The following is a 26139-nucleotide window of genomic DNA, read 5'->3' on the forward strand; positions in this document are numbered from 1 at the left end:
GTCACGCTCCCAGTCGGTGCATCTCGGCGCGGAAGGATTCCTCGGTCCACGGCCGCCCGTCGGGGGCGTGGACCTGACGGGCGTTCAACCCGGTCACGACGTCGGCGAGTTCGTGGCCGACCTTGGTGAAGACCTCTTCGAGCGTCGCCGCGAGCTTGTACTCGTACGGGCTCGGCTCGTGGGTGCGCGACTGGTGGACCTCCAGGTAGGGCCAGTCGGTGGTCTCGGTGGTGCTGCTGCTCATGGGTGTCTCCTACGGATTCCAGGAGGGGCTTAAAGGTCCAGTACGAGGCGGGCGCCGGCCGCGCAGCGCGAGACGCAGATCATCATCGAGGCGCTCGCGGCGTGCTCGGCCTCAGACAGGAGGAAGTCGCGGTGGTCGGGGGCGCCCTCGATGACACGGGTCTCGCAGGAGCCGCAGATGCCGTCGCGGCACGAGCTGGACACGTCGATGCCCGCGCTCTCGGCGGCCTCCAGGATCGAGGTGTCGGCGCCGACCGTGAGGGTCTGTCCGGAGGTGCGGCACTCGACCTCGAACTCGCCGTCGTCCGCGGACCGTTCGACGACGGGGGCGGCGAACCGCTCCAGGCGCAGCCGCTGGGCGGGACAGCGCTCCTCCACGGCGGCGAGCAGCGGCTCGGGCCCGCAGGAGTACACGAGCGCCCCTTCGGGCAGCCCGGCGAGCGTCCCGTCCAGGTCGATGTGCCCCTGCTCGTCCTGCGGTACGAGGGTCAGGTCGCCGCCGAGCGCGTGCAGCTCGTCGGTGAACGCCATCGAGGCGCGCCCCCGGCCGCCGTACACCATGCGCCAGTCGGCGCCGCGCCGGGCGGCCTCACGGGCCATCGCGAGGATCGGCGTGACACCGATGCCGCCCGCGATGAACACGTACGCCGGGGCGTCCTCAAGGGCGAAGTGGTTGCGCGGCTCGGACACGGTGACCTGCTGGCCGGGGCGCAGCTTGGTGTGCACGTGCCGCGAACCGCCGCGCGAGGACGGCTCGTTGAGGACGCCGATGCGGTACGTGCCGCAGTCGGCGGGGTCCCCGCACAGGCTGTACTGGCGGACCTGGCCGCCGACGTGCACGTCGAGGTGCGCGCCGGGCTCCCAGGCGGGCAGCGGCTTGTTGTCGGGGTGGGTCAGCTCGACGGACAGGACGCCGTCGGCCTCCCAGGTCATCCGCCGGACCAACAGATCAAGGCGACGCTCTTCGGTCATGGTGCTGGCCTCCTTACGCGCCGGGGATCTTCACGGGCGGGGTGAACGGGTTCTTCATCGGGCCGAGCGCGGCCAGGTCGACCTCGACGAGGGTCGGGCCCTCGGCTCCGACGGCCTGCTCCAGGACAGGGCGGGCGTGCTCGGCGTCGGCGATCCGCAGGTAAGGCAACCCGCAGGCGCGGGCGAGGAGTTCGAAGTCAGGCGTGGCGAGGTCGACGCCGGAGCGGCGCTCGCTGTAGCGGTCCTGCATGTTGCGGAGCACGCCGTAGCCGCCGTCGTTGAAGACCAGGACGGTCAGGCGGGGCCGCTCCTGGGCCACGGTGAGCAGCTCGCCGAGGTGCACGGCGAGGCCGCCGTCGCCCGCGATGACGACGGTGGGCCGCTCGGGGTCCGCGAGCGCGGCGCCGATGCCCATGCCGAGGCCCTGTCCGATGCCGCCGCCGCGCGGGAAGACGTTGGAGCGCGGGTCGTACATCTCCAGGAGCCGGTTGCCCCAGCTGCTGGACGGGATGGTGACGTCGCGGGCGACGACGGCGTCGCGCGGCAGCACGGCGCGCAGCGCGTCGCAGATCGCGGCCTGCGGGCCGATGTTGTCGTGCAGCGTGGCGCGGACCTCGGCGCGTACGTCCTTGATCCGCCGCGTCCACGCGGCCTCGGCCGGGCGGGCGTGGGGGAGCAGGGCGGCGAGCGCGTCGGCGGCGTCGGCGTGCAGGGTGTGGGCGGCCGGGTAGACGCGGCCGAGCGCGGCGGCGTCGACGTCGATCTGGATGTGTCGGTCCGCGTCCGGGAGCTTCAGGCCGTAGTCGGCGGTCTCGTTGGACCGGAAGTGGGTGCCGATGGTGAGGAGCACGTCCGCTTCGGCGAGCAGGGCGCGCCCGGCCGGGGTGGTGGCGAAGTTGCCGATGACCTGCGGGTGGTCCTCGGGGACCGCGCCGCGCCCGGAGTTCGAGGTGAGCAGGCCCGCGCCGGTCGCCTCGACGAGCGCGGTCAGCTCGGCGCCCGCGCGGGCCGCGCCGCCGCCGGCCCAGATGAGGGGACGCTCGGCGGTGGCCAACAGCGCGGCGGCTGCTGCGAGTTCGTCCGAAGGAACCGGTGTAGCGGTCGGTTCCACCGCGACGGGCGCGTCCGTCTGCGCCGCGTACTGCAGGTCGATCGGCCATTCCACGCTCGCCGGGCCGCCGGGCGAGGCGAGCGCGGCGCGGGCGGCGGCGCGCAGCACGTCGCCCGCCTCGTCGGTGGAGCGGACCGTGGCCGCGTATGCGGAGACGGCGTCGAGCATGCCGAGCTGGTTCTTCGTCTCGTGGATGAAACCGCGCCCGCTGCCCAGGAATTCGGCCTCGACCTGCCCGGTGACGTGCAGCACGGACGTGCCGGAGGCGAGCGCCTCGATGAGCGAACCGGCCGCGTTGCCCGCGCCGGTGCCGGTCGAGGTGAGCGCGCAGCCGATCGTGCCGCGGGCCCGCCCGTAGGCGTCGGCCGCGTTGACCGCGCTCGCCTCGTGCCGCACGGGCACGAAGCGCAGCTCGCGGTCGACGGCCTCGACCAGCGGCAGGTTGTGCACGGACACGATGCCGAAGACCGTGTCGACGCCGAGTTCCTTGAGGACGGCGACGAGGAGGTCACCGCCATTGGCGTACGCCGTGGATGACGTATCAGACATGCGAACTCCTCAGAGAATGCCGCGGCCGACGCCGCCGCAGACATCGATGCCGGTTCCGGTGATGTACGAGGCGCGCGGCGAGAGCAGCGCGACGATCGCGTAGGCGACCTCCTCGGCGCGGCCGAGCCGGCCGAGCGAGACGCCGCGGTCGGCGGCCAGCTCCGCCTGCCAGTCCTCGTAACTCATCCCGGAGTCGGCGGCGGCGTGCCGGCGCGTCCACTGGCCGGTGTCGACGAGGCCGAGGCAGACCGAGTTGACCCGGATGCCCTCGGGGGCCAGCTCCTGGGACAGGGACTTCGAGAGGTTGAGGATGCCGGCGCGGGCGGCGCTCGTCGTGATCAGCCGCGGCTCGGGCTGCTTGGCGAGGACCGCGTTGACGTTGACGACGGAGGCCGCGTCGGACGCCTTCAGGTACTTCCGCGCCGCCTGAAGCGGGTTGAGCACGCCCGCGAACTTCAGCTCCAGCTCGTCGCGCCAGTCGTCCTCGGTCGTGTCGTCGAGGCGCTTCATGCGCGACTGGCCGGCGTTGTTGACCAGCCCGTCGAGACGTCCGCCGAAGGCCTGCGCGGACGCGGCCACGAAGCCGCGTACGGCGTCGGCGTCGCGCACGTCGCAGGTGGCGGTGAACAGGCGGTCGTGCGTGCCGATCCTCTTCAGGCGGTCGGCGTCGCGCCCGCAGGTGGCGACGTTCGCGCCTTCGTCGAGGAGGGCGCGGACCGTGGCCAGGCCGACGCCCGAGCTGCCTCCGGTGACCACATAGGTCCGGTCGGCGAGGCCCAGATCCATAACTCAGTGCTCCAGTGAGGAAGTTGGGTCAGTTCATCGTGAAGCCGCCGTTGACGGCGATCACTTGTCCGGTCAGATAGCGGGACTCCTCCGAGAGGAGGAAGGAGGCGAGGCCCGTGAGGTCCTCGGGCTGCTGCGGCCGGGAGATCGCCCGGTTCGCGGCGTAGAGCCCGTGCCGTTCCTCCGGCACGCCCTCGGTCGCCTCGCACTCGGTGAGGCCCGGCGCCAGCGCGTTGACGGTGATGCCGCGCTCGCCGAGCTCCCGTGCCATCGCGCGGGTCAGGGCGATGACGGCGCCCTTGGAGGTGATGTAGTGCGCGAGCCTCGGGGAGCCGTAAAGGGCGGCGTCCGACGCGATGTTGACGATGCGTCCGGTCGGTCCGAACAGCGGGTGCAGGGCCTTGGCCACGAGCCAGGGGCCGCGCGCGTTGATCGTCATCAGGCGGTCCCAGGTCTCGATGTCGATGTCCTGGAACTCCTTGCCGCCGACGCCGTTGGCGAGGGCCGCGTTGTTGACGAGGCCGTACAGCCCGCCCAACTCCCGTACGAACGCGGCGAGTTCCTCGACGGATGCCGGGTCCGCCACGTCGCAGCGGGTGAAGTGCGCGTCGAGGCCCTCGGCCCGCAGCTCCTCCGCCGCCCGGGCGCCGCGCTCGGGGTCGACCTCGGCGACGACGACCCGGAAGCCGTCCTCGCCGGCCCGGCGGGCCATGGCCAGTCCCAGGCCACGGCCCGCCCCGGTCACGACGACCGTGCGCGCGTCACGCACGTCAGTCACGGGTGACGCCGTGCATCGGCGAGTACTCGGGGTACGAGGGCACCTGCGGCTTCTGCGTGCCGATGACGACGCAGAACAGGGCGTCGGTGTCGCCCTCGTTCTTCAGCGAGCGGGTCACACCGGCGGGCACCACGATCATGTCGCGGTAGCCGAGGGTGCGGTACTCGACCTCGTCGGCGCCGCGGTGCACGCCCACGCGGACCTCGCCCTCCAGGACGAAGAAGGCCTCCTCCACGTCGTGGTGGGTGTGGGCCGGACCCTCGGCGCCGGGCGGAAGGAGCATGTTCGAGAAGGTGAAGCCGCCGGACGGGAGGATGCGGCTGTCGCCCTCGTGGTTGCCGGTGGCGCCGGAGCCCACGTAGCGGATCTGGCCGCGGCGGTACTGCGGGCCCGCCTTCTCCTGGAAGGAGAGCGTGTCGAAGTCCGCGACGCGGGACTCCTTCGAGGCGATCAGCGAGTCGGTGTACTTGCCGAGGTCGCCGCCGTTGTCGTACTCGGTGGTGGTCAAAGGCATGGTGTGCGTCCTTAGGTAGGTGCCGACAGCCGGGCAGTGGCGGTCAGGCGGTGACGATGTGCAGGTGGGACAGGACCCAGGCGTTGAACCGCTCGGGCTGTTCCTGGTTGGCCAGGTGACCGGCGTCCTTGACGATCACGTAGGCCGTCTTGTGCAGGCCGCCGGCGATGACCTGGGAGGCCTCGACGCCGGTGACCTTGTCGCGGTCGCCGCAGATCACGAGCGTGGGAGCGGTGACGGCGGACAGTTCGGGGCGCAGGTCGGCGCCCGCCATGGCCTCGGCGGCGTACCCGTATCCGGGCAGTCGCACGGAGGCGGCCATGGTGTCGACGACCCGCTCGACGAGCGCGGTGGGCGCCAGCTCGGAGACCAGGCGGGGGCCGCGCTTCTCGGCGAAGGCGCGCGGGCCCGCCTCGGCCAGCTCGGCGGCGCGGGCCCGCATGCCCTCCGCCTTCTCCGGATCGGTGCCGGAGCCCGCGCTGGAGTCGGCGATGATCAGCGAATCGACGAGCGAAGGGTGCCGGGTCGCGAGCCGCAGCGCGATGACGCCGCCCCACGAGACACCGAGGACATGCGCGGACGGTCCGTACGAGCGGATCACGTCGGCCGCGGCGTCCGCGAAGCCGTCGAGGTCCAACGGGCCTTCCGGATCCGCCGACTTGGCGTAGCCGGGCGCATCCCAGGCGACGACGCGGGCGTGCGGCGCGAGCCCTTCGAGCTGCGGCGCGAACGCGGCCGATGAGGAGCCGATGCCGTGCAGGCACAGCAGCAGGGGGCCTTCGGTACCCGCTTCTTCCAGGTGGATCACAGGATCTGCCCCGACCGCCCGGCGAGCGCGGCCACCGAGCGCAGCACCGCGTACGGCACGACCTGGCTGGTCGCCGGGTTGCCCGGGTCGGGGCGGTGCGCGACCTCGAAGCGGTACGCGCCGTGCTCCCCGGACGCCTCGATGACGTGCCGGGTGCGCTCGGCCCCCGGGTCGGCGACGACCTCGACCCGCACAGCGTCCAGGTCGCCGACGGCGAGGGCGACCGAGGCGGCCACGTTCGTCGACTTGGGGAACTTCACCGGCACGTCGCGCGCCGTGCCGGACATGACCGTGACCGGGCCGGTCGCCGAGCGCATCCGGCCCAGCAACTCCTCGTCCATCCAAGGCTGTTCGAGGGTGGAGGGGAGCTTCGTGGTGGTGAGCCGGACGTCCTCGATCGGCCCCAGGGCCCGCACGGCCTGGAGCAGATCGAGGCCACCGACCGCGCCGCCCGTGAAGAACACCCGGCCGGGCCCGGCGGCGAGCAGCCGCTTGGCCAGCTCGTCGTCGGTGAGGGCCCCGGTGGATGCCACGAGCAGATCGGTGCCGGAGGTGAGGACGTGCTCGCCCCACTCCCGGACGACGCCCTGACCGGCCGCCTCGACGATCAGGTCGCAGCGCTCGATGGCCTCCTCGAAGGTGACCTGCGGCGCGGGCGCCGCCTCGCCGAGCGGACGGTTGTCGACGATGCACGTCAGCTCGGCGCCCTGGATCTCCCGCCCGGCGAGCGCGGTGCCGACCACGCGGCCGATGGCGCCCCAGCCGACGAGTCCGACCTTCAGCGTGCTCATTTCCGTACTCCTTCGGCGACGATCGGGGACTCCGGCGAACCGGCCATGTGACAGCGGATCTCCTTCGACGGCGGGCCCGCCGTGCCCCACAGGTCGGAGAGCTCCGGGATCCGCCGCCACACCTTGGCGATCCACCGGTCCTCGACGATCTGGGCGACCTCGGACGTGTACTCGCAGACGAGCCCGGTCGGGTCGGTGAAGTAGGAGAAGGTGTTGTTGCCCGGCCCGTGCCGCCCCGGGCCCCACTGCGGGACGATCCCGTGGTGGCGCAGGCGGCCGAGCCCGCGCATGAAGTGGTCGACCGAACTCATCTCGTACGCCACGTGGTTGAGGGACACCCACTCGGCCTGGTTGAACGCGATGCAGTGGTGGTCGGCGTTGCAGCGCAGGAACGCCATCTGGTGCTCGGACCAGTCGGAGACGCGCAGGCCGAGGACGTCGCAGTAGAAGGCGACGGCGGCGTCGATGTCGGGGGTGTTGAGGACGGCGTGCGTGACACCGACAGGCACGGCCCCGTCCTGCCCGCGCGGGGCGACGGCCCAGGTCTCGGCGGACAGCTCGACGAGCCGGCCCTCGTGGTCGTGGAAGCGCAGGCCGTAGCCGCCGCCGACCTGGTCGAGCGGTCCGGGCCCGGCGACGGGCACGATGCCGCGGGCCTCCAGGCGGCGCGCCGCCTCGTCGATCTCGGCGGGCGTGGTGACGGCGAACACGAGGCGGCCGAGCCCGGTGCGGTCGGAGCGGGTCAGCTGGAGGGCGTGGTGCTGCTCGCCGGTGCCGCGCAGCCAGCTCGCGCTGTGCTCGGACTCGACGACCTCCAGGCCCCACGCCTCCTCGTAGAAGTCGGTGGCCTCGGCGAACGAGGGGGTGAGCAGCTCGACGGAGCGCAGCGCGCGCAGCCGGGCGATCGGGGGGTGAGGCATACGGAACTCCGTTGTGGGGATGGTCAGTTGGCCCAGGGGAGCGGGGCTTCGGACGTGCCCCAGTACAGGGACTTCTGGCGTTGGTAGGCGCGGATGGCGTCACGTCCCTTCTCGGTGCCGAGGCCGCTGTCCTTCATCCCGCTGAACGGGGTGGACGCGCTGAACTGCTTGTACGTGTTGATCCACACGGTGCCCGCGTCGATGCGGCGGGCCAGGTTCCAGGCGGCGCGGTGGTCCCGGGTCCAGATCCCGCAGGCCAGGCCGTACACGGAGTCGTTGGCCTGCTCGATCAGGTCGTCCTCGTCGTCGTAGGGGAGGACCACCAGGACGGGGCCGAAGATCTCCTCCTGGCAGGTACGGGAGTCGTTCGCGAGGCCGGCGAGGACGGTCGGCAGGTAGTACGCGCCGTTCTCGTACGCGGGGCCCTCGGGCGCGGCGCCGCCGCACAGCACCTCGGCGCCCTCGGAGCGGGCGAGGTCGACGTAGGCGGCGACCGAGTCCCGGTGCTTGGTGTGCACGAGCGGGCCGACCTGGGTGTCGGGGTCGGTGCCCGGCCCGACCCGCAACTTCCGCACGCGCAAGACGAGTTCACCGACGAACGACTCGTACAGCGACGCGTGGACGAACAGCCGCGAACCCGCGATGCAGGACTGCCCGCTGGACGAGAAGATCCCGAACATCACGCCCGCGAGGGCCTGTTCGACGTCCGCGTCGGCCCGCACGATCGTGGGCGACTTGCCGCCCAGTTCGAGCGAGGCCGGGATCAGCTTGCGGGCGGCGATCTCCGCGATGGAGCGGCCGGTCTCCGTGCCGCCGGTGAAGCCGATCCGGCCGACGAGCGGGTGCTTGACGACGGCGTCGCCGACCACCCGGCCGCTGCCCGGGAGCACCGACAGCAGGGCGGTGGGCAGGCCGAGTTCGGTGAGGGCCCGTGTGATGATCCGGCCGAGCTTCAGGGAGACCAGCGGGGTCCAGGCGGCGGGCTTGAGCAGCACCGCGTTCCCCGCGGCGAGCGCGGGCGCGATCTTCTGCGCGTCGCTCGCGACCGGGGAGTTCCACGGGTTGATCGCCCCGACCACGCCGATCGGCTCGTGCACGCTCATCGTGACGTACGGGCCGCGCGACGGGGTGATCGCTTCCTCGGCGGTCTCCAGCGTGGCGCCCAGGTACCGGAAGGTGCCGGCCGCGCTGAGCGCGAGCGCCTTCGTCTCGGTGAGGGTCTTGCCGGTGTCGGCGGTCTGCGTCGCGGCCAGCTCGTCCGCGGCCTCCTCGGTCAGCTCCGCGATCCGGTACAGGAGCCGGGCCCGCTGGTGGGGGAGGAGCGCGCGCCAGGCGGGGTCCGCCACGGCCGCTGCCGCCGCCTTCGCGGCCTCGTCGACCTCTTCGGCGGACGCGGTGTGCAGCGTGGCGAGCACCTGTCCGGTGGCGGGGTCGACCGTGTCGAGCGGGGCGCCCGAGCCGTGCCGCCACTGGCCCGCGACAAGGATTTCGGTGGGGTGGTGGGACACGGCGGGACCTCCGGCGCACGGGAGTTGACTTGCTGAAGCACTAGAAAGCTAAGCGCTTAAATGTTTCTCCGCAAGACCCTGTCGTGGGGGTCTTCGTCGTTCACCCGTCTTCAGATCCCTAAGTGGCTAACCATTGACCGCTTAGGAGTTGCCTTCTACTGTCGCCGGAACTCCTCATGAACTCTCCGCACGCTCGCGTGCTCGCGGAAGGACCCCTCCATGACGACTGTGGCCGGTAAAGCCGGAGAATCCGGCAAACAGGGCCTCGGCTCGATCGCGGCCAGACTCGAACGGCTGCCGCACTCCCGCTGGCACGTCAAGGTGCGCTTCCTGATCGGCGCCGTGACGTTCTTCGAGGCCTTCGACCAGCTCCTCGCCGCGTCCGCCCTGCCCGTCCTCATCAAGGACTGGCACCTGAGCACGGGGCAGGCGACCTTCGCGGTCACCACGGGTTCCATCGGCATGCTGCTCGGCGCGCTGGTCGCCGGCTGGCTGGGGGACCGGATCGGCCGGGTGCGCACGGTGGCCCTGGGCGTCGCGATCACCGGCCTCGCCAGCCTCGCCGTCGCCACGGCGAACGGCATCGAGCTGTTCTCGCTCTTCCGGTTCGTCCAGGGACTCGGCATCGGCGGCGTCGTCCCGGTCGCGGCCACGTACATCAACGAGATCTCCCGCTCCGACAAGCGCGGCCGCTTCGTCCTGCTCTACGAGATGATCTTCCCGGCCGGGCTCGCGGCCGCCAGCCTCGTCGCAGTGTGGGTCGTGCCGAACCTGGGCTGGCGCGCCATGTTCATCCTCGGCGGGCTGCCCGTCCTGATCGCCGTGGCGCTGCCCAAGCACGTCGCGGAGTCGCCGCGCTGGCTGCTCTCCCAGGGGCGCCTGGAGGAGGCCGAGAAGGTCATCGCCAGGATCGAGTCCGAGGTCGAGCGGGCCGTGGGCGAACCGCTGCCCGAGCCCGGTCCCGCGCCCGTGGCGGAGACCGGCAGGGGCCGGCTGCGGGATCTGTTCACCGGCCGCTATCTGCGGCGCACCGCCGTCCTGTCCGGCCTGTGGTTCGTCGCGTACTACGTCAACCACGGCATCTCGACGTGGCTGCCCTCGCTCTACACCAAGAACTTCGGCCTGGACCTCACGACGGCGCTGGTCTACACGCTGCTCAGCAACATCACCGGTCTGATCGGCACCTTCGTCGTCGCGCTCCTCATCGACCGCATCGGGCGGCGCCCGGCGCTGGTCGCCGCGCTCGGCGGCACGGCGCTCACGCTCGGGATCCTGGCCCTGGTCGGGGTGACGTCGGGGCTGCAGGTCGCCCTGTTCGCCTCCTGCACGACGTTCTTCGTCTACGCGATCAACGCGGGCCTCTACCTCTACTCGCCGGAGCTCTACCCGACGCGGAACCGGGCCACCGGCGCGGCCTTCGGCGGCCTGTGGAACCGGCTCGGCGTCATCCTCGGCCCGATCACGGTCGGCGCGATCATCGGATCCGGCGGCGGACTCGGCCTGGTCTTCGCGCAGTTGGCGATCGTGGCCGTCGTGGGCGCGGTGATCGCCCTGTTCGCGGTGGAGACGAAGGGCAAGACGCTGGAGGAGCTCAACGCGTAACGGGGGAGTGCGATGGCGCGGCGCCGGGGCCTGATGGCTCCGGCGCCGTTGTCGTACGGTGCGGTGTCACGCCGAGCACGGAGCCGTGCGGCCTCAGCCGGCTCCCGGCCCGTCCGTGAGGGCCTCGCCCAGCGTCCCCAGCAGGGCCCGCAGCCCGCGCCGCTCCTCGGGCCGCAGCCCGTCGAGCAGCTCCCGCTCGCCCGCCCGGCGCTCCTCGGTGACCCGGTCGACCAGCTCCCGTCCGGCTTCCGTCAGCCGCAGCTGCACGACCCGCCGGTCCCGCGCGTCGCCCTCCCGCTCGATGAGCCCGGCCCGCTCGAGCCGGTCCGCGTGCTGGGTCATCCCGCCGGCCCCGACCGCACCGGCCGCCGCCAGCTCGCCCATGGTGCGGCGGTGCGGGGCGGGGGTGCGGCGCAGCTCGGCGAGCACCTCGAAGGCGGCCAGCGAGATGCCGTGCCGCTTGACGACGCGGCCGATCAGCGTGCGGTAGCGGGCGGCGCAGTCGGTGAGGGCGGCGAAGACGCGGGTGTCGGCGTCGGTGGCGGGGGAGGTCCCGGGGCGCGGCGGCCCGTCGGGGTCCTCCGCGGGCGTCCCGATGGCCGCGGCCAGTACGTCGGTGAGCAGCGGCTCCAGGTCGACCGTCGGCACCGAGCGGGCGGGCTCGTGCGCGAACAGGTAGCGCTCCATGATGACGCCGAACAGAACGCTGCGGATCATGGCGATCCGGGCCGTCGCCTCCGGTCCTTCGCCGAGCACGCCCCGCAGGGGCCCGGTCACCAGACGCTCCAGGAGCTCGCTCAACTGCTCGGCGCTGGGCGGGTGGTCGAGCGCCGAGCGGATCAGCGCGGCCAGCGGGTCCTGGGCGGAGAGGCGGTCCCAGCGGTCCAGGTAGGAGTGGGCGAGGGCCCCGGGGAGACCAGCAGGGTCGTTGCCCGCCTCGTCGAGCAGGGCGGCGGTGACGCCGGTGCCCTCGCCGACGACCGCGCGAAAGAGCCCGTCCTTGGATCCGAAGTACGCCATGACGAGGCCGGGTGTCACCCCGGCGTCGGCGGCGATGGCCCGGATGCCGACGCCCTGATAGCCGTGCGCCGCGAACAGCCGCCGGGCCGCGTCGAGCACGGCCCTCCGGTTCCCCTCGGGGTCGTGCGAGCGGCCGCGCCGCCTCTCCTGCTGTGGATCCACGCCGCAACAGTAGTCGAGCCGAGGGCGGGGGCAGCCTGTGCGGGGCACCTTATGCACGCCCGTTCAAATTGACAATCCTTGCAGGGTCTGGGGGAAACGGATGTGAGTCACCCCCTTGCCAAGACGGTACTTCAGAGTCAATCATTTCAGCTCTTAGGTAATCCGTACCGTTCGCTCGCTCCGAGAGGCCTGGTGGCAGACGGTTTGAAACCCACACCCTTCGACTACTGCGCCCCGCGCTCCGTCCCGGAGGCGCTCGCCCTGCTCGCCGACGAGGACCGCGAACCCAAGGTGGTCGCCGGCGGCCAGTCGCTGATCCCGATGCTGAGCATGCGGCTCGCCCGCCCCGGCCTGCTCGTCGACATCACGCGCATCCCCGGCCTCGGCGAACTCTCCGTGGACGCGTCGGGCGCGCTGCACATCGGTGCCGCCGTCCGCCAGCACGACGCGGCCGCCGACCCGCGCGTACGCGAGCGCTGGCCGCTGCTCGCCGCCGCGATCGGCCACATCGGGCACCCGCAGATCCGCGCCCGCGGCACCGTCTGCGGCAGCCTCGTCCACCACGACCCGGCCGCCGAACTCCCCACCGCCGCACTGGCGTTGGACGCCCGCTTCGTCATCGCGGGACCCGCGGGGGAGCGCACGGTCCCGGCCGAGGACTTCTTCGTCGCCACCTTCCAGACCGCCGTGGAACCGGACGAACTCCTCACCGAGGTCGTCCTCCCGGCCCACGGCGGCGGCTGGGCCTTCGAGGAACTCGCCCGCAGACACGGCGACTTCGCCACGGTCGGCGTCGCCGTCCTCCTGGAGCGCGCGGAGCACACCGTGAGCGCCGCCCGCGTCGTCTTCTGCGGCGTCGGCCCCGCCCCGGTCCGCCTCCCCGCCGCCGAAGAGGCGCTGACCGGCACCGACGCGGGCCCGGCCGCCCTCGCCGCCGCGCGGGACGCCGCCCTCGCCCACCTCGACCCGTCCGACGACGTCCACGCCACGGCTGCGTACCGCCGCGAGGCCGCCGCCCACCTCCTCGTCCGCGCCTGCACGACAGCTTGGGAGCGCACTCGATGACCACGACGCCGAGCCCCGCCACCGTACGGACGCCACCGCTCGCCGAACCCTCCGGCTGGCACGAGATCCGGCTCACCGTGAACGGCGAACCCGTCACCGCCCAGGTCGAATCCCGGCTGCTGCTCAGCGACTTCCTGCGCGACCGGCTCCGGCTCACCGGCACCCACGTCGGCTGCGAGCACGGCGTGTGCGGCGCCTGCACCGTCCTCGTCGACGGCACGCCCGTCCGCTCCTGCCTCACGCTCGCGGTGCAGTGCGAGGGCGCCGAGCTGCGCACCGTCGAGGGCCTGACCCGCCCCGACGCCCCGCTCACCCCGGTCCAGGAGGCCTTCCACGCCTGCCACGGCATGCAGTGCGGCTTCTGCACCCCCGGCTTCCTCATGACGGCGACCGCCCTGACCGAACAGGACGAGCGGCCCGACGACACCGAGGTCGCCGACGCCCTCAGCGGCCACCTGTGCCGCTGCACCGGCTACCGGGGCATCCGCCGCGCGCTCACCCGGGCCCTCGACGAGACGTACGAACCGGTACCGGCCACCGACGCACAGCGAGGGGAGTGACCCGCATGACCACCACCTGGATCGGCCGCCCCGTCCCGCGCGTCGAGGACGACCGCCTGCTGCGCGGCAACGGCCGCTACGTCGACGACATCGACCTGCCGGGCGCCGCAGAGGCCGCCGTCCTGCGCAGCCCGCACGCCCACGCCCGCATCGAGTCCGTCGACGTCACCGCCGCCCTCGAAGCCCCCGGCGTCCTCGCCGTCTGGACCGGCACGGACGTCGCCCACCTCGCGCCGCTCCTGAACAAGGAGGAGCTGCGCACCCCGCCCCGCCTCGCCGAACTCCTCGCCCCGCGCGTCGCCACGACCCCGATGCCGCTGCTCGCCACCGACAAGGTGCTGTACGTCGGCCAGCCCGTCGCCATCGTCTTCGCCGACAGCCGCTACCTCGCCGAGGACGCGCTCGAACTCGTCGACGTGCGGTACGCGCCGCTGCCCGTCCTCGTCGACCCCGACCGCGCCCTCGACGACGACGCCCCGCTGCTCCACGAGGACCTGCCGGACAACACGGCCGTCGCCGTCGCGGCCCAGGTCGGTGACCCTGATGCCGCGTTCGCCGCCGCGCACACCGTGATCAGCGAGGAGTTCCAGGCGCACCGCTACGTCGCCTCGCCCATCGAGACCCGCGCCGTCGCCGCCCGCACCGACCCGTACAGCGGCGAACTCACCGTCTGGTCCAACACCCAGACCCCGCACCGCGTCCGCGAGTCCATCGCCACCACCCTCGGCCTGGACGCCGAGTCCGTCCGCGTCATCGCCACCGACGTCGGCGGCGGCTTCGGCCAGAAGGGCATCCTCTACGTCGAGGAAATGCTGATCCCGTACGCGGCGGGCAAGTTGGGTCGCCCCGTGGTGTGGCGCGAGGACCGCAACGAGAACCTCACCGCCGCCTCGCACGCCCGCGAGCAGCTCCACCGCATCGAACTCGCCGCCGACGCCGACGGCACGATCCTCGCCGTCCGCGACCGGATCACCGTCAACTTCGGCGCGTACAACATGACCGGCCTGGTCGTCCCGTACAACTCGCTGTGCCACCTCCTCGGCCCCTACCGGATCCCGAACGTCGACATCGACGTCATCGGCGTCCTCACCAACACCGCCTTCGCCACGCCGTACCGGGGAGCGGGGCGCCCCGAGACGGTCTTCGCGATGGAACGGGCGATGGACCGCCTCGCCGCACAACTCGACCTGGAACCGGCCGAGTTGAGGGCCCGCAACCTCATCGGCCCCGACGACATGCCGTACACGACCGGCCTTGTCGACCGCTCCGGCAACCCCCAGTCGTACGACTCCGGGGACTTCCCCGAACTGCTGCGCCGGGCCCGCGCCAAGGTCTCCGTGCCCACGGAGGAGCGCGAGGGCAAGCGCATCGGTGTCGGCTACGCCATGTACATCGAGGCGACCGGGCTCGGACCCTTCGAGACGGCCCGCATCGACATCGCGCCGAGCGGCCGCGTCAAGCTCGCCATCGGCGCGCCCTCGCAGGGGCAGGGCCACCGCACGTCCATGGCGCAGATCGCCGCCGACGCGCTCGGCGTGCCGCTCGACGTCATCGACGTGGTCGGTGGAGACACCTCCGCGACCCCCTTCGGCGTCGGCACCATCGCGAGCCGCGCCCTCGTCAACGCGGGCAACGCGACCCACCGGGCGGGCAGGCTCGTCCGCGAGAAGGCCCTCTCCCTCGCGGCCCGCCGCCTGGACGTCCCGCCCGCCGAACTCACCCTCACCGACGGCGTGTTCACCACCAAGGCGCCCGACGGGCCCACCCTCACCCTCGCCGAACTCGCGGGCCGCGCGCCGCTCCCCGGCACCCCCGAACCCACCGACGGCCGGCACGGCACCGAGCTCAGCGAGACCGTCCACTTCCGCCCGCCCGGCTTCGCCGTCGCCAGCGGAGCGCACGCCGCCGTCGTCGAAGTCGACGAGCACACCGGCGAGTTGGAGATCCTCCAGTACGTCGTCGTGCACGACGCCGGAGTCATCGTCAACCCGCTCATCGCCGAGGGCCAGGTCACCGGAGGCATCGCCCAGGGCATCGGCGGCGCCCTCTACGAGGAGATGATCTACGGCCCCGACGGCCAGCCCCGCACCGGCACCTACATGGACTACCTCGTCCCCACCTCGTCCGAGATCCCCGACCTCGACATGGACGAGATCCACTCGCCGAGCCCCATGAACGACCTCGGCGTCAAGGGCCTCGGCGAGGGCGGCGCCATCGCCCCGCAGGCCGTCCTCGCGAACGCCGTCGAGGACGCCCTGCGCCCCTTCGGCGTCGTCGTCCGCCGCGGCCCGCTCTCGCCCAGCCGCATCCGCGACCTGCTGCGCGACGCCCCCGCCACCACCCGCTGACCCCCGACCGAAAGAGCCCGACCATGCAGCTCGACCACACCTTCACCGTCCCGGCCGCGCCGGACGACGCCTGGAAGCTCTTCCACGACCTCGGCCGCGTCGCCCCCTGCATGCCGGGCGCGGTCCTCGACGCCCTCGACGGCGACGCCTTCACCGGCCGTGTGAAGGTCAAGGTCGGCGCGGTGCAGATGAGTTACCGGGGCGAGGGCACCGTGACCCGCGACGAGGCCGCCCGCAGCATGCGGCTCGACCTCACCGGCAGCGAGACCCGAGGCGCGGGCACCGCCTCCGCGACCGTCACCGCCGAGCTCGTCGCCGACCCCGCGGGCACCCGCGTCCGTGTCCGCACCGACCTCGACATCACGGGCCGCCCCGCCCAGTTCGGCCGCGGCATCATGACCGAGGTCGGCGACCGGATCGTCGGCCAGTTCGCGGAGCGGCTCGCGGAGTTGATGTCGGGCCAGCAGGCGGAGTCCGCGGCTCCGGTGGCGCCCGCCGAGCCGGAGGCCGTCGACCTCGGCGCCGCCGCGCTGCCCGTACTCGTGAAGAAGGCCGCCGTTCCGGCCGCCGCCGCGCTCGCGGCGGTGATACTGGTCGCGGTGATCGGCAGGCGCCGCCGCGGATCGCTTCAGGGGTAGAATTTTCAGGGGCGTACGATTTCGCGTCCGCCCGTGGAAAGCGCGCGAGGGGACGGGGATGGCCGAGCGGAAGGCGAAGCGGCACGACGCCGTGACACAGATCGTGGCGGACTGGGCGCGCGAGCGGCCCGAGCTCGACACAGGACCGCTGGAGGTGCTGGCCCGCCTGCACCGCTCGTTCCTGCGCTACAACACCAAGCTCAACGCGTCGATCGAGCGGCACGGCCTGTCGGTCGCCGGGTTCGACGTGCTGACCGCGCTGCGCCGCGCGGGCAAGCCCTACCGGCTCACCGCCGGGCAGCTCGCCGACTCGGGGCTCGTCTCGTCCGCCGGGGTCACCCTGCGGATGGACCGCCTGGAGAAGGAGGGCCTGATAGTGCGCGAGCGGGACGCCGACGACCGCCGTGTCGTCTACTCCCGCCTCACCGACCTCGGCCTCGCCACGGTCGACGAGGTCTTCACCGACCACCTCGCCAACGAGGAACGCATGCTCGCCGGCATCTCCCCGGCGGAACGCCGCCAACTGGCCCGCCTGCTCGGCAAGCTGGAGCACTCGATCCTGGACTCGGACGACCCATCCAGTGCCGCTGCCGGGTGAGCAATTCAAGCCCCTGCGGCGATTGAGCAGCGGGGCCCGGGGCAGAGCCCCGAGACGTCAACCCCGCCGCAGGTGACAGAAAAAAGGGGCGGCTCCCCCCCGTGGGAGCCGCCCCTCGTCACGCCGGGTGAGCCCTACTTCTTGTCGAGCAGGTCCTGCACCTTGGACCGCACGTCGTCCGTGTCCAGGCCACGAATCGTCAGCGTCGTACGGCGCCGCAGCACGTCGTCCTGCGTCTCGGCCCACTCGTTGTCACGCGCGTACACGACCTGCGCCCAGATCTCCGGCGCGTCCGGGTGGACCCGCTCCGCCAGCTCCGGGTTCTCGTTCGCCAGGCGCGCGATGTCGAAGGACAGCGAACCGTAGTGCGTCGCCAGGTGCTTGGCGGTGTCGGCGCCCATCCGCGGCCCGGGCGCCGGGCTGTCGACGAGCAGCCGGTGCGCGACGGCGCGCGGGTTGGCGACACCCGGCAGCGGCAGCTTCTTCGGCAGCGAGTTGATCGGCTCGTAGTCGTCGCCGAGCGGGTGCCCCGGCAGCGCCTCCAGCTTCTGCATCACCGTGCGGCCGATGTGCCGGAACGTCGTCCACTTGCCGCCCGCGACGGACAGCATGCCGCCCTTGCCCTCGTTGACGACCGTCTCGCGCTTGGCCTTCGACGTGTCGCCGGGGCCGCCCGGCAGCACGCGCAGACCGGCGAACGAGTACGTCATCAGCTCCCGCTTGAGCTGCTGGTCACGGACCGAGAAGGCCGCCTCGTCGAGTATCTGGTCGATGTCCTTCTCGGTGACCGAGACATCGGCCGGGTCGCCCTCGTACTCCTCGTCGGTCGTGCCGAGCAGCAGCATGTCCTCCCAGGGGAGGGCGAAGGTGATGCGGTACTTGTCGATCGGGGTGGCGAGCGCGGCCTTCCAGGGGGAGGTGCGCTTCATGACCAGGTGCGCGCCCTTGGAGAGGCGGATGGACGGCGCCGCGTTCGGGTCCTCCATCTTGCGCAGGTGGTCGACCCAGGGGCCGGTCGCGTTCAGCACCAGGCGGGCGTTGACCCCGAACTCGTCGCCGCTCGTGCGGTCCTTGAGCTCGGCGCCGGTGACCCGGCCGTTGGTGAAACGAAGGCCCGTGACCTCGGAGTGGTTGAGAACAACAGCGCCCGCGTCGACCGCGGCACGCACGGTCATCAGCGCCATCCGCGCGTCGTTCATCTGGTCGTCCCCGTACACGGCGACGGCCTTCAGGTTGTCGGTCCGCAGCTCCGGCACATCACGCTGCGCCTTCTCCGGGGACAGCAGGTGACCCACACCGTCACCGAACGCGGACAGCGCGCTGTACGCGAAGACACCCGCGCCGAGCTTGGCCGCGCCGTGCGGGCCGCCCTTGTAGACGGGCAGGTAGAAGGTCAGGGGGTTGGCGAGGTGCGGGGCCACGTTGCGGGACACCGCACGCCGCTCGAAGTGGTTCTCCGCGACCAGCTTCACCGCACCGGTCTGCAGGTAGCGCAGACCGCCGTGGAGCAGCTTGGAGGACGCGGAGGACGTGGCGCCGGCGAAGTCGCCGGCGTCGACCAGGGCCACCCTGAGACCGGACTGCGCCGCGTGCCAGGCAGTGGAGATGCCCAGGATGCCGCCGCCGATGACCAGGAGGTCGTACGTCGCCTTGGAAAGCTGCTCGCGGGTCTCGGCGCGGCTCGGGTTGGAACCGGCGACCGGGTGCGTTCCGAGGGCAGGCACGGTCTGCAGGGTGGACTGGGTACTCATGGTGGGGTGTTACTCCTCGACAGAGCTGTCTTCGAGCCAGCCCATGGACCGCTCCACGGCCTTGAGCCAGCTCTTGTACTCACGGTCGCGGGTGGCCGCGTCCATGCGGGGGGTCCACTCGGCGGCCCGGCGCCAGTTGGCGCGGAGCTCGTCGGTGTTGGACCAGAAGCCGACGGCGAGACCGGCGGCGTAGGCGGCGCCGAGGCAGGTCGTCTCGGCGACCATCGGACGCACCACCGGCGCGTCCAGGAAGTCCGAGAGGGTCTGCATCAGCAGGTTGTTGGAGGTCATTCCGCCGTCGACCTTGAGCGCGGTCAGCTCGACGCCGGAGTCCTTCGTCATGGCGTCGGTGATCTCGCGGGTCTGCCAGGCGGTGGCCTCGAGCACGGCGCGCGCGAGGTGCGCCTTGGTGACGTAGCGGGTCAGACCCGCGATGACACCGCGCGCGTCCGAGCGCCAGTACGGGGCGAACAGGCCGGAGAAGGCGGGCACGAAGTACGCGCCGCCGTTGTCCTCGACCGAGGACGCGAGCGTCTCGATCTCGGCGGCCGACTTGATCAGGCCCATCTGGTCGCGCATCCACTGCACCAGGGAGCCCGTGACGGCGATCGAGCCCTCGAGTGCGTAGACCGGCTTCTGGTCGCCGATCTGGTAGCCGACCGTGGTCAGCAGTCCTGAGTACGAGTTGATGGCCTTGTCGGCGGTGTTCATCAGCATGAACGTGCCGGTGCCGTACGTGGACTTGGCCTCGCCCTCGGCGAAACAGGTCTGGCCGAACAGGGCCGCCTGCTGGTCGCCGAGCGCCGAGGCGACCGGGATGCCGCCGAGCAGGTCGCCCAGCTTGCCGCCGGTGACCTCGCCGTAGACCTCGGCGGAGGAGTGGATCTCCGGCAGCATCGACATCGGGACGCCGATGGAGGAGCAGATCCGCTCGTCCCACTGCATCTCGTGCAGGTTCATCAGCATCGTGCGGGAGGCGTTGGTGACGTCGGTGAAGTGCTTGCCGCCGTTGACACCGCCCGTCAGGTTCCAGATGACCCAGGTGTCCATGGTGCCGAAGAGGATGTCGCCGCGCTCGGCGCGCTCGCGCAGGCCCTCGACGTTGTCGAGCAGCCAGCGGGCCTTCGGACCGGCGAAGTACGACGCGAGCGGCAGACCCGTCTCGCGGCGGAAGCGGTCCTGGCCGACGTTGCGGCCGAGCTCCTTGCAGAGCGCGTCGGTGCGGGTGTCCTGCCAGACGATGGCGTTGTGGACGGGCTCACCGGTGTTCTTGTCCCAGAGCAGCGTCGTCTCGCGCTGGTTGGTGATGCCGATGGCCTTGATGTCGTCGCGGGTGATGCCGGCCTTGGTGACGGCACCGGCGACGACCTCCTGGACGTTCGCCCAGATCTCGTTCGCGTCGTGCTCGACCCAGCCCGGCTTCGGGAAGATCTGCTCGTGCTCCTTCTGGTCGACGGAGACGATCCGGCCGTCCTTGTCGAACACGATGCAGCGGCTGGACGTGGTGCCCTGGTCGATCGCCGCGATGAAGGGGCCGGTGGTGTGTGCGTCGGTCACGGAGTGCTCCTCGTGCGTGGTTCGTGGGTGGTCGGTCTCGGTGGCGTCGCTCAGAACAGCTTGAAGATGAAGCCGGCGAGGGCACCGCCGATGAGCGGGCCGACCACCGGGATCCAGGCGTACGACCAGTCCGAACCACCCTTGTTGGGCAGCGGGAGCAGCGAGTGCACGATGCGCGGGCCGAGGTCACGGACCGGGTTGATGGCGTAGCCCGTGGGGCCACCGAGGGAGAGGCCGATGCTGACGACGACGAACGCGGTGATCAGGGCGCCGAGGACGCCCAGGCCGTTGCCGTCGGCGTTCAGACCCTGCGTGAGGATGGCCAGGACCAGCACGATCGTGGCGATGATCTCCGTGAGGAGGTTCTGGACCGTGTTCCGGATCTCCGGACCGGTGGAGAAGATGCCGAGCACGGGGCCGGCCTCGGGGGCCGCCTTCGGGTCGACGAGGCCCTCGTCGTCGGCAGCGGCGCCGTTGTGCGCCCTCAGGACCTCGCGGTCGGTGAGGTGGGCGTGGAACTGCCCGTAGTACGCGAGCCAGACCAGAGCCGCGCCGATCATGGCGCCGAAGAGCTGGGAGACCAGGTAGAGCGGTACGTCGCTCCACTTGGTGCCGCCCTCGATGGCGAGGCCGACGGTGACCGCGGGGTTCAGGTGAGCGCCGGAGACGGCGCCCGTCATGTAGGCGGCGGTCATGACCGCGAGGCCCCAGCCGAACGCGATGGCGACCCAGCCGGCGTTGAACGCCTTAGAGCGCTTGAAAGTGACGGCGGCGCAGACGCCACCGCCCAGCAGAACCAGAATGGCGGTACCGATGGTCTCGCCGAGGAAGATGTCGTGGCTGGACACCCGCGACTCCTTTGTCCTTCGTCCAGGGGATAACCCGAGTAACGAACCTCCCGGGTCCCTTTCCGGTGGTCCGAGCCCTCAGGCGAGGGTCGGGTCCGGTCTGGCCTGTTCACACTCTAACGCGTATTGCCGGTAGGTGTTCGACAATGCCGACCGATGGACGCGAGTCTCGCTCTGCGGTTCCCGGCTCGTCAAGGGATCTTTTATCGAATGCGCGATCGTTATTGATCGCCTGCGGTTGTCGACCCGCCGTTGTGGGGCGGCAGGCCGGTGGGCGTTCAACGATGGTCACTCGGATCGGTGCGGCCTGCACCTTGAGTCGGTGCGGCCTGCGCCCCGGGTCGGGACCGCGCGGCTCAGAAGCGGCTGGCGCCCAGATCGCGGGAGACGGCACGCGCGCAGTCGCGCACGGCCGCGATCAGCTCGGGGCGCAGCCCGCCGGAACCGGCGTCGCCCCCGGTCTCGGGGTCCCTGCACACCCGCTCGACGGCGCCCGTGATGCCCACGGCGCCCACCGGCATCCGGTGCCGGTCGTGGATCGGCGCGGCGACCGAGGCCACGCCCTCCCAGGTCTCCTCGATGTCCGCGGCGTACCCGCGCGCACGGGTGAGGTCGAACACCGACTCGAGCTCGCCTGGGTCGCACACCGTGCGGGCGGTGAAGTCCTTGCGCTCGGCCTCCAGGACCTCGCTGTGCGCCACCGGGTCGTACGCGGAGAGCACCTTGCCCAGGGCCGTGGAGTGCAGCGGCTGCATCACGCCGACCTCCAGGACCTGCCGGCTGTCGTCGGGCCTGAAGACGTGGTGCACGATCAGCACGCCTCCCTGGTGCAGTACGCCGAGGTAGACCGCCTCGCCGCTGGAGCGGGCCAGGTCGTCCGTCCACACCAGGGCGCGCGCCCGCAGCTCGTGCACGTCCAGATAGCTGTTGCCGAGGCGCAGCAGCTCGGCGCCCAGCTGGTAGCGGCCCGAGGCGGAGTCCTGCTCCACGAATCCCTCGGCCTGGAGGGTGCGCAGGATGCCGTGGGCCGTGCCCTTCGCGAGGCCGAGCGCGGCGGCGATGTCCGAGAGGCCGAGCCGCCGCTCGCCGCCCGCGAGCAACCGGAGCATGGCCGCGGCCCGTTCGAGCGACTGGATGTTGCGTGCCATCGCAGTCCCTTCCTCCTCGGTGTCTCGCTGACAGGTCGCTGGCTGGAGTCGCCATGCAACGTTCGGCAATGCTGAACAGTATCGGTCGTTGCCGACCTCCGGCGAGCGCGGCGTGCGCCATTATTTCCAACGAACGGATCCGGCCACGACACGCGCACACCATTCCGGCTCGTGGACGTCACTACGACGGGACCATGGTCCCCGTTACCCTGACCGGGTGCGCCTCCGGGAGTGGAGCCGCAAAGCCGACAGCCGTCGCACCTCTGGGAGAACTTTCATGGCCTCGTCGCCAACGCCCGCATCCGATTCCCGCGCCCGTGTGGACGCCCTCCGAGAAGCCCTCGCCACCCGCGTCGTGGTGGCCGACGGAGCGATGGGCACCATGCTGCAGGCGCAGGACCCGACGCTCGAGGACTTCCAGCAGCTCGAAGGCTGCAACGAGATCCTGAACGTGACGCGGCCGGACATCGTCCGCTCGGTCCACGAGGAGTACTTCGCCGTCGGCGTCGACTGCGTCGAGACGAACACGTTCGGCGCGAACTTCGCCGCCCTGAGCGAGTACGACATCCCCGAGCGGAACTTCGAGCTCTCCGAGGCCGGTGTCCGCATCGCCCGCGAGGTCGCCGACGAATTCACCGAGAAGACGGGGCAGCAGCGCTGGGTTCTCGGCTCGATGGGCCCCGGCACCAAGCTCCCCACCCTCGGCCACGCCCCGTACACGGTGCTGCGCGACGCCTACCAGACCAACGCCGAAGGCATGATCGCGGGCGGCGCCGACGCCCTTCTGGTGGAGACCACCCAGGACCTCCTGCAGACCAAGTCCGCGATCCTCGGCGCCCGCCGGGCCCTGGACGCCACCGGCGTGAACCTCCCGCTGATCTGCTCGGTCACCGTCGAGACCACCGGCACGATGCTGCTCGGCTCCGAGATCGGCGCCGCCCTGACGGCCCTGGAGCCGCTGGGCATCGACATGATCGGCCTGAACTGCGCCACAGGCCCCGCCGAGATGAGCGAGCACCTGCGCTATCTCGCCCGGCACTCCCGCATCCCGATCTCCTGCATGCCCAACGCGGGCCTGCCGGTCCTCGGCAAGGACGGCGCCCACTACCCGCTCACGGCGCCCGAGCTGGCCGAGGCCCAGGAGACCTTCGTACGCGAATACGGCCTCTCCCTGGTCGGCGGCTGCTGCGGCACCACGCCCGAGCACCTGCGCCAGGTCGTCGAGCGGGTGCGCGGCATGGAGCCCACGACCCGCACCGCGCAGCCCGAGCCGGGCGCCGCCTCGCTCTACCAGACGGTGCCGTTCCGCCAGGACACCGCGTACATGGCGATCGGTGAGCGGACGAACGCCAACGGCTCGAAGAAGTTCCGCGAGGCCATGCTGGAGGCCCGCTGGGACGACTGCGTGGAGATGGCCCGCGACCAGATCCGCGAGGGCGCGCACATGCTCGACCTGTGCGTCGACTACGTGGGCCGTGACGGCGTTGCCGACATGCAGGAGCTGGCCGGACGCTTCGCGACCGCGTCCACGCTGCCGATCGTCCTGGACTCGACCGAGGTCGACGTCATCCAGGCGGGCCTGGAGAAGCTGGGCGGCCGCGCCGTCATCAACTCGGTGAACTACGAGGACGGGGACGGCCCGGAGTCCCGGTTCGCGAAGGTCACCAAGCTGGCCCGCGAGCACGGCGCCGCGCTGATCGCGCTGACCATCGACGAGGAGGGCCAGGCCCGTACCCCCGAGCACAAGGTCCAGATCGCCGAGCGGCTGATCGAGGACCTGACCGGGAACTGGGGGATCCACGAGTCGGACATCCTCATCGACTGCCTGACGTTCACGATCTGTACCGGTCAGGAGGAGTCCCGGGGGGACGGCATCGCCACCATCGAGGCGATCCGTGAACTCAAGCGCCGCCACCCGGACGTGCAGACGACGCTGGGCCTGTCGAACATCTCGTTCGGCCTCAACCCGGCCGCCCGTATCCTCCTCAACTCGGTCTTCCTCGACGAGTGCGTGAAGGCCGGTCTTGACTCGGCGATCGTGCACGCCTCGAAGATCCTGCCGATCGCCCGGTTCGACGAGGAGCAGGTCACCACCGCCCTCGACCTGATCTACGACCGGCGCGCGGAGGGCTACGACCCGCTGCAGAAGCTGATGGCGCTGTTCGAGGGCGCCACCGCCAAGTCCCTGAAGGCCGGCAAGGCCGAGGAGCTGGCGGCCCTCCCGCTGGAGGAGCGCCTGCAGCGGCGCATCATCGACGGCGAGAAGAACGGCCTGGAGGCCGACCTCGACGACGCGCTGGCGGACCGGCCCGCCCTCGACATCGTCAACGACACCCTCCTGGAGGGCATGAAGGTCGTCGGCGAACTGTTCGGATCCGGCCAGATGCAGCTGCCGTTCGTGCTCCAGTCCGCCGAGGTCATGAAGAACGCGGTGGCCTATCTGGAACCGCACATGGAGAAGTCGGACTCGGAGGGCAAGGGCACCATCGTGCTCGCCACCGTGCGCGGCGACGTCCACGACATCGGCAAGAACCTCGTCGACATCATCCTGTCCAACAACGGCTACAACGTGGTCAACCTGGGCATCAAGCAGCCCGTCTCCGCGATCCTGGACGCGGCCGCCGAGCACCGCGCCGACGTCATCGGCATGTCAGGGCTCCTGGTCAAGTCGACCGTGATCATGAAGGAGAACCTGGAGGAGCTCAACCAGCGCAAGCTGGCCGCCGACTTCCCGGTGATCCTGGGCGGCGCCGCCCTCACCCGCGCGTACGTCGAGCAGGACCTGCACGAGATCTACGAGGGCGAAGTCCGCTACGCCCGCGACGCGTTCGAGGGCCTGCGCCTGATGGACGCGCTCATCGCGGTCAAGCGTGGCGTGCCCGGCGCGACCCTGCCGGAGCTCAAGCAGCGCCGGGTGCCCAAGCGGGACGTCGTGGTCGAGGAGACGCCCGACGAGGGGCCGGTGCGCTCCGACGTCGCGGTCGACAACCCGGTGCCCGAGCCGCCGTTCTGGGGCACCCGCGTCATCAAGGGCATCCAGCTCAAGGAGTACGCGTCCTGGCTCGACGAGGGCGCGCTGTTCAAGGGCCAGTGGGGCCTGCGCCAGGCGCGTACCGGCGACGGGCCCTCGTACGAGGAGCTGGTGGAGACCGACGGCCGTCCGCGGCTGCGCGGCTGGCTCGACAAGCTGCACACGGACAACATGCTGGAAGCGGCCGTGGTGCACGGCTACTTCCCGTGCGTGTCCAAGGGCGACGACCTGATCATCCTGGACGACGCGGGCAACGAGCGGACCCGGTTCACCTTCCCGCGCCAGCGCCGCGGCCGCCGGCTGTGCCTCGCGGACTACTTCCGCCCGGAGGAGTCCGGCGAGATCGACGTGGTCGGCCTCCAGGTCGTCACCGTCGGCTCCCGGATCGGTGAGGAGACGGCGAAGCTGTTCGCGTCCGACTCCTACCGCGACTACCTCGAACTGCACGGCCTGTCCGTGCAGTTGGCGGAGGCGCTCGCCGAGTACTGGCACGCGCGGGTGCGTTCCGAGCTGGGCTTCGCGGGCGAGGACCCGGACGAGATGGCGGGCATGTTCGACCTGAAGTACCGGGGCGCCCGCTTCTCCCTCGGCTACGGCGCCTGCCCGAACCTGGAGGACCGCGCGAAGATCGCCGACCTCCTGGAGCCGGAGCGGATCGGCGTCCAGCTCAGCGAGGAGTTCCAGCTCCACCCCGAGCAGTCCACCGACGCGATCGTCATCCATCACCCCGAGGCGAAGTACTTCAACGCGCGGTAATTCCGAACAGTCGTACACTGGTCGGTCCAGCGCAGGCCGGTTGCCCCTTGAGCTCGAAAGGGGGCAACCGGCCTC

22 protein-coding genes are annotated in these 26139 nt (G+C 71.5%); 7 read left to right on the plus strand and 15 right to left on the minus strand.

Features of this window, described 5'->3' with window-relative positions:
- Position 1: 1 nt before the first annotated feature.
- From ACZ7L4_RS33245 to ACZ7L4_RS33290, 10 genes are read right to left on the minus strand one after another with little or no spacing between them, the layout of a single operon-like run.
- Complete coding sequence (locus tag ACZ7L4_RS33245) at positions 2-244, minus strand: recombinase-like helix-turn-helix domain-containing protein (protein WP_472108437.1); 243 nt, start codon at positions 242-244, stop codon at positions 2-4.
- Positions 245-273: 29 nt separating this feature from the next.
- Positions 274-1215: a PDR/VanB family oxidoreductase gene (locus ACZ7L4_RS33250; protein ID WP_472108438.1), complete on the minus strand. Its 942-nt coding sequence runs from the start codon at positions 1213-1215 to the stop codon at positions 274-276.
- Positions 1216-1228: 13 nt separating this feature from the next.
- Complete coding sequence (locus ACZ7L4_RS33255) at positions 1229-2875, minus strand: thiamine pyrophosphate-binding protein (protein WP_472108440.1); 1647 nt, start codon at positions 2873-2875, stop codon at positions 1229-1231.
- A gap of 9 nt (positions 2876-2884) precedes the next feature.
- Positions 2885-3661 carry an SDR family oxidoreductase gene (locus ACZ7L4_RS33260; RefSeq protein ID WP_472108442.1) on the minus strand — a complete coding sequence of 259 codons (777 nt, stop codon included), beginning with the start codon at positions 3659-3661 and terminating at the stop codon, positions 2885-2887.
- A gap of 28 nt (positions 3662-3689) precedes the next feature.
- Complete coding sequence (locus ACZ7L4_RS33265) at positions 3690-4430, minus strand: SDR family oxidoreductase (protein WP_472108820.1); 741 nt, start codon at positions 4428-4430, stop codon at positions 3690-3692.
- A 1-nt stretch (position 4431) separates the two neighbouring features.
- Positions 4432-4953 (minus strand): cupin domain-containing protein, encoded by a 522-nt coding sequence (locus ACZ7L4_RS33270; RefSeq protein WP_450817338.1) that lies wholly within the window; start codon positions 4951-4953, stop codon positions 4432-4434.
- Positions 4954-4996: 43 nt separating this feature from the next.
- Complete coding sequence (locus ACZ7L4_RS33275) at positions 4997-5761, minus strand: alpha/beta fold hydrolase (RefSeq protein ID WP_472108444.1); 765 nt, start codon at positions 5759-5761, stop codon at positions 4997-4999.
- Positions 5758-6552 carry an aspartate dehydrogenase domain-containing protein gene (locus tag ACZ7L4_RS33280; protein WP_472108446.1) on the minus strand — a complete coding sequence of 265 codons (795 nt, stop codon included), beginning with the start codon at positions 6550-6552 and terminating at the stop codon, positions 5758-5760. The genes ACZ7L4_RS33275 and ACZ7L4_RS33280 overlap by 4 nt, the downstream gene beginning before the upstream one ends.
- On the minus strand, positions 6549-7472 hold the full coding sequence (locus tag ACZ7L4_RS33285) for a VOC family protein (protein ID WP_472108448.1): 924 nt from the start codon (positions 7470-7472) through the stop codon (positions 6549-6551). Before ACZ7L4_RS33285 ends, ACZ7L4_RS33280 begins: the two co-directional genes overlap by 4 nt.
- A gap of 23 nt (positions 7473-7495) precedes the next feature.
- Entirely contained in the window at positions 7496-8980 is a 1485-nt protein-coding gene (locus tag ACZ7L4_RS33290) for an aldehyde dehydrogenase (RefSeq protein WP_472108450.1), read from the minus strand.
- A gap of 219 nt (positions 8981-9199) precedes the next feature.
- On the opposite strand from ACZ7L4_RS33290, the gene ACZ7L4_RS33295 reads away from it, so the two are divergent.
- Positions 9200-10582, plus strand: a complete 1383-nt coding sequence (locus tag ACZ7L4_RS33295; protein WP_472108452.1) for an MFS transporter — start codon at positions 9200-9202, stop codon at positions 10580-10582.
- A gap of 93 nt (positions 10583-10675) precedes the next feature.
- Here the strand turns inward: ACZ7L4_RS33295 and ACZ7L4_RS33300 are convergent, their stop codons facing one another.
- Positions 10676-11764: a TetR family transcriptional regulator gene (locus ACZ7L4_RS33300; protein WP_472108454.1), complete on the minus strand. Its 1089-nt coding sequence runs from the start codon at positions 11762-11764 to the stop codon at positions 10676-10678.
- A 204-nt stretch (positions 11765-11968) separates the two neighbouring features.
- On the opposite strand from ACZ7L4_RS33300, the gene ACZ7L4_RS33305 reads away from it, so the two are divergent.
- From ACZ7L4_RS33305 to ACZ7L4_RS33325, 5 genes are read left to right on the plus strand one after another with little or no spacing between them, the layout of a single operon-like run.
- Entirely contained in the window at positions 11969-12829 is an 861-nt protein-coding gene (locus ACZ7L4_RS33305; protein WP_472108456.1) for an FAD binding domain-containing protein, read from the plus strand.
- The gene (locus ACZ7L4_RS33310) at positions 12826-13389 is read left to right on the plus strand and encodes a (2Fe-2S)-binding protein (RefSeq protein WP_472108458.1); all 564 of its coding nucleotides are present in this window, start codon (positions 12826-12828) and stop codon (positions 13387-13389) included. The genes ACZ7L4_RS33305 and ACZ7L4_RS33310 overlap by 4 nt, the downstream gene beginning before the upstream one ends.
- 5 nt (positions 13390-13394) lie before the next feature.
- On the plus strand, positions 13395-15737 hold the full coding sequence (locus ACZ7L4_RS33315) for a xanthine dehydrogenase family protein molybdopterin-binding subunit (RefSeq protein ID WP_472108460.1): 2343 nt from the start codon (positions 13395-13397) through the stop codon (positions 15735-15737).
- 23 nt (positions 15738-15760) lie between these two features.
- The gene (locus ACZ7L4_RS33320; protein WP_472108462.1) at positions 15761-16375 is read left to right on the plus strand and encodes an SRPBCC family protein; all 615 of its coding nucleotides are present in this window, start codon (positions 15761-15763) and stop codon (positions 16373-16375) included.
- A gap of 58 nt (positions 16376-16433) precedes the next feature.
- Positions 16434-16973 (plus strand): MarR family winged helix-turn-helix transcriptional regulator, encoded by a 540-nt coding sequence (locus tag ACZ7L4_RS33325; RefSeq protein ID WP_472108464.1) that lies wholly within the window; start codon positions 16434-16436, stop codon positions 16971-16973.
- A 134-nt stretch (positions 16974-17107) separates the two neighbouring features.
- Here the strand turns inward: ACZ7L4_RS33325 and ACZ7L4_RS33330 are convergent, their stop codons facing one another.
- The 4 genes from ACZ7L4_RS33330 to ACZ7L4_RS33345 form a co-directional block, all read right to left on the minus strand.
- Positions 17108-18724: a glycerol-3-phosphate dehydrogenase/oxidase gene (locus ACZ7L4_RS33330; protein WP_450817350.1), complete on the minus strand. Its 1617-nt coding sequence runs from the start codon at positions 18722-18724 to the stop codon at positions 17108-17110.
- 9 nt (positions 18725-18733) lie between these two features.
- On the minus strand, positions 18734-20281 hold the full coding sequence (gene glpK / locus ACZ7L4_RS33335) for a glycerol kinase GlpK (RefSeq protein ID WP_450817351.1): 1548 nt from the start codon (positions 20279-20281) through the stop codon (positions 18734-18736).
- Between the two features lie 50 nt (positions 20282-20331).
- Positions 20332-21129, minus strand: a complete 798-nt coding sequence (locus ACZ7L4_RS33340) for an MIP/aquaporin family protein (protein ID WP_472108466.1) — start codon at positions 21127-21129, stop codon at positions 20332-20334.
- A 356-nt stretch (positions 21130-21485) separates the two neighbouring features.
- Positions 21486-22277, minus strand: a complete 792-nt coding sequence (locus ACZ7L4_RS33345) for an IclR family transcriptional regulator (RefSeq protein ID WP_472108468.1) — start codon at positions 22275-22277, stop codon at positions 21486-21488.
- Positions 22278-22554: 277 nt separating this feature from the next.
- On the opposite strand from ACZ7L4_RS33345, the gene metH reads away from it, so the two are divergent.
- On the plus strand, positions 22555-26064 hold the full coding sequence (gene metH / locus ACZ7L4_RS33350; protein ID WP_472108470.1) for a methionine synthase: 3510 nt from the start codon (positions 22555-22557) through the stop codon (positions 26062-26064).
- Positions 26065-26139 lie beyond the last annotated feature (75 nt).

The organism is Streptomyces sp. NPDC107575 (assembly GCF_055657265.1).

Excerpts from the sequence above, each read along its gene's own strand:
- ACZ7L4_RS33245 (WP_472108437.1), bottom strand. The coding sequence starts at position 244 with ATGAGCAGCAGCACCACCGAGACCACCGACTGGCCCTACCTGGAGGTC.
- ACZ7L4_RS33250 (WP_472108438.1), bottom strand. The coding sequence starts at position 1,215 with ATGACCGAAGAGCGTCGCCTTGATCTGTTGGTCCGGCGGATGACCTGG.
- ACZ7L4_RS33255 (WP_472108440.1), bottom strand. The coding sequence starts at position 2,875 with ATGTCTGATACGTCATCCACGGCGTACGCCAATGGCGGTGACCTCCTC.
- ACZ7L4_RS33260 (WP_472108442.1), bottom strand. The coding sequence starts at position 3,661 with ATGGATCTGGGCCTCGCCGACCGGACCTATGTGGTCACCGGAGGCAGC.
- ACZ7L4_RS33270 (WP_450817338.1), bottom strand. The coding sequence starts at position 4,953 with ATGCCTTTGACCACCACCGAGTACGACAACGGCGGCGACCTCGGCAAG.
- ACZ7L4_RS33280 (WP_472108446.1), bottom strand. The coding sequence starts at position 6,552 with ATGAGCACGCTGAAGGTCGGACTCGTCGGCTGGGGCGCCATCGGCCGC.
- ACZ7L4_RS33285 (WP_472108448.1), bottom strand. The coding sequence starts at position 7,472 with ATGCCTCACCCCCCGATCGCCCGGCTGCGCGCGCTGCGCTCCGTCGAG.
- ACZ7L4_RS33295 (WP_472108452.1), top strand. The coding sequence starts at position 9,200 with ATGACGACTGTGGCCGGTAAAGCCGGAGAATCCGGCAAACAGGGCCTC.
- ACZ7L4_RS33310 (WP_472108458.1), top strand. The coding sequence starts at position 12,826 with ATGACCACGACGCCGAGCCCCGCCACCGTACGGACGCCACCGCTCGCC.
- ACZ7L4_RS33315 (WP_472108460.1), top strand. The coding sequence starts at position 13,395 with ATGACCACCACCTGGATCGGCCGCCCCGTCCCGCGCGTCGAGGACGAC.
- ACZ7L4_RS33320 (WP_472108462.1), top strand. The coding sequence starts at position 15,761 with ATGCAGCTCGACCACACCTTCACCGTCCCGGCCGCGCCGGACGACGCC.
- ACZ7L4_RS33325 (WP_472108464.1), top strand. The coding sequence starts at position 16,434 with ATGGCCGAGCGGAAGGCGAAGCGGCACGACGCCGTGACACAGATCGTG.
- ACZ7L4_RS33330 (WP_450817350.1), bottom strand. The coding sequence starts at position 18,724 with ATGAGTACCCAGTCCACCCTGCAGACCGTGCCTGCCCTCGGAACGCAC.
- ACZ7L4_RS33345 (WP_472108468.1), bottom strand. The coding sequence starts at position 22,277 with ATGGCACGCAACATCCAGTCGCTCGAACGGGCCGCGGCCATGCTCCGG.
- metH (WP_472108470.1), top strand. The coding sequence starts at position 22,555 with ATGGCCTCGTCGCCAACGCCCGCATCCGATTCCCGCGCCCGTGTGGAC.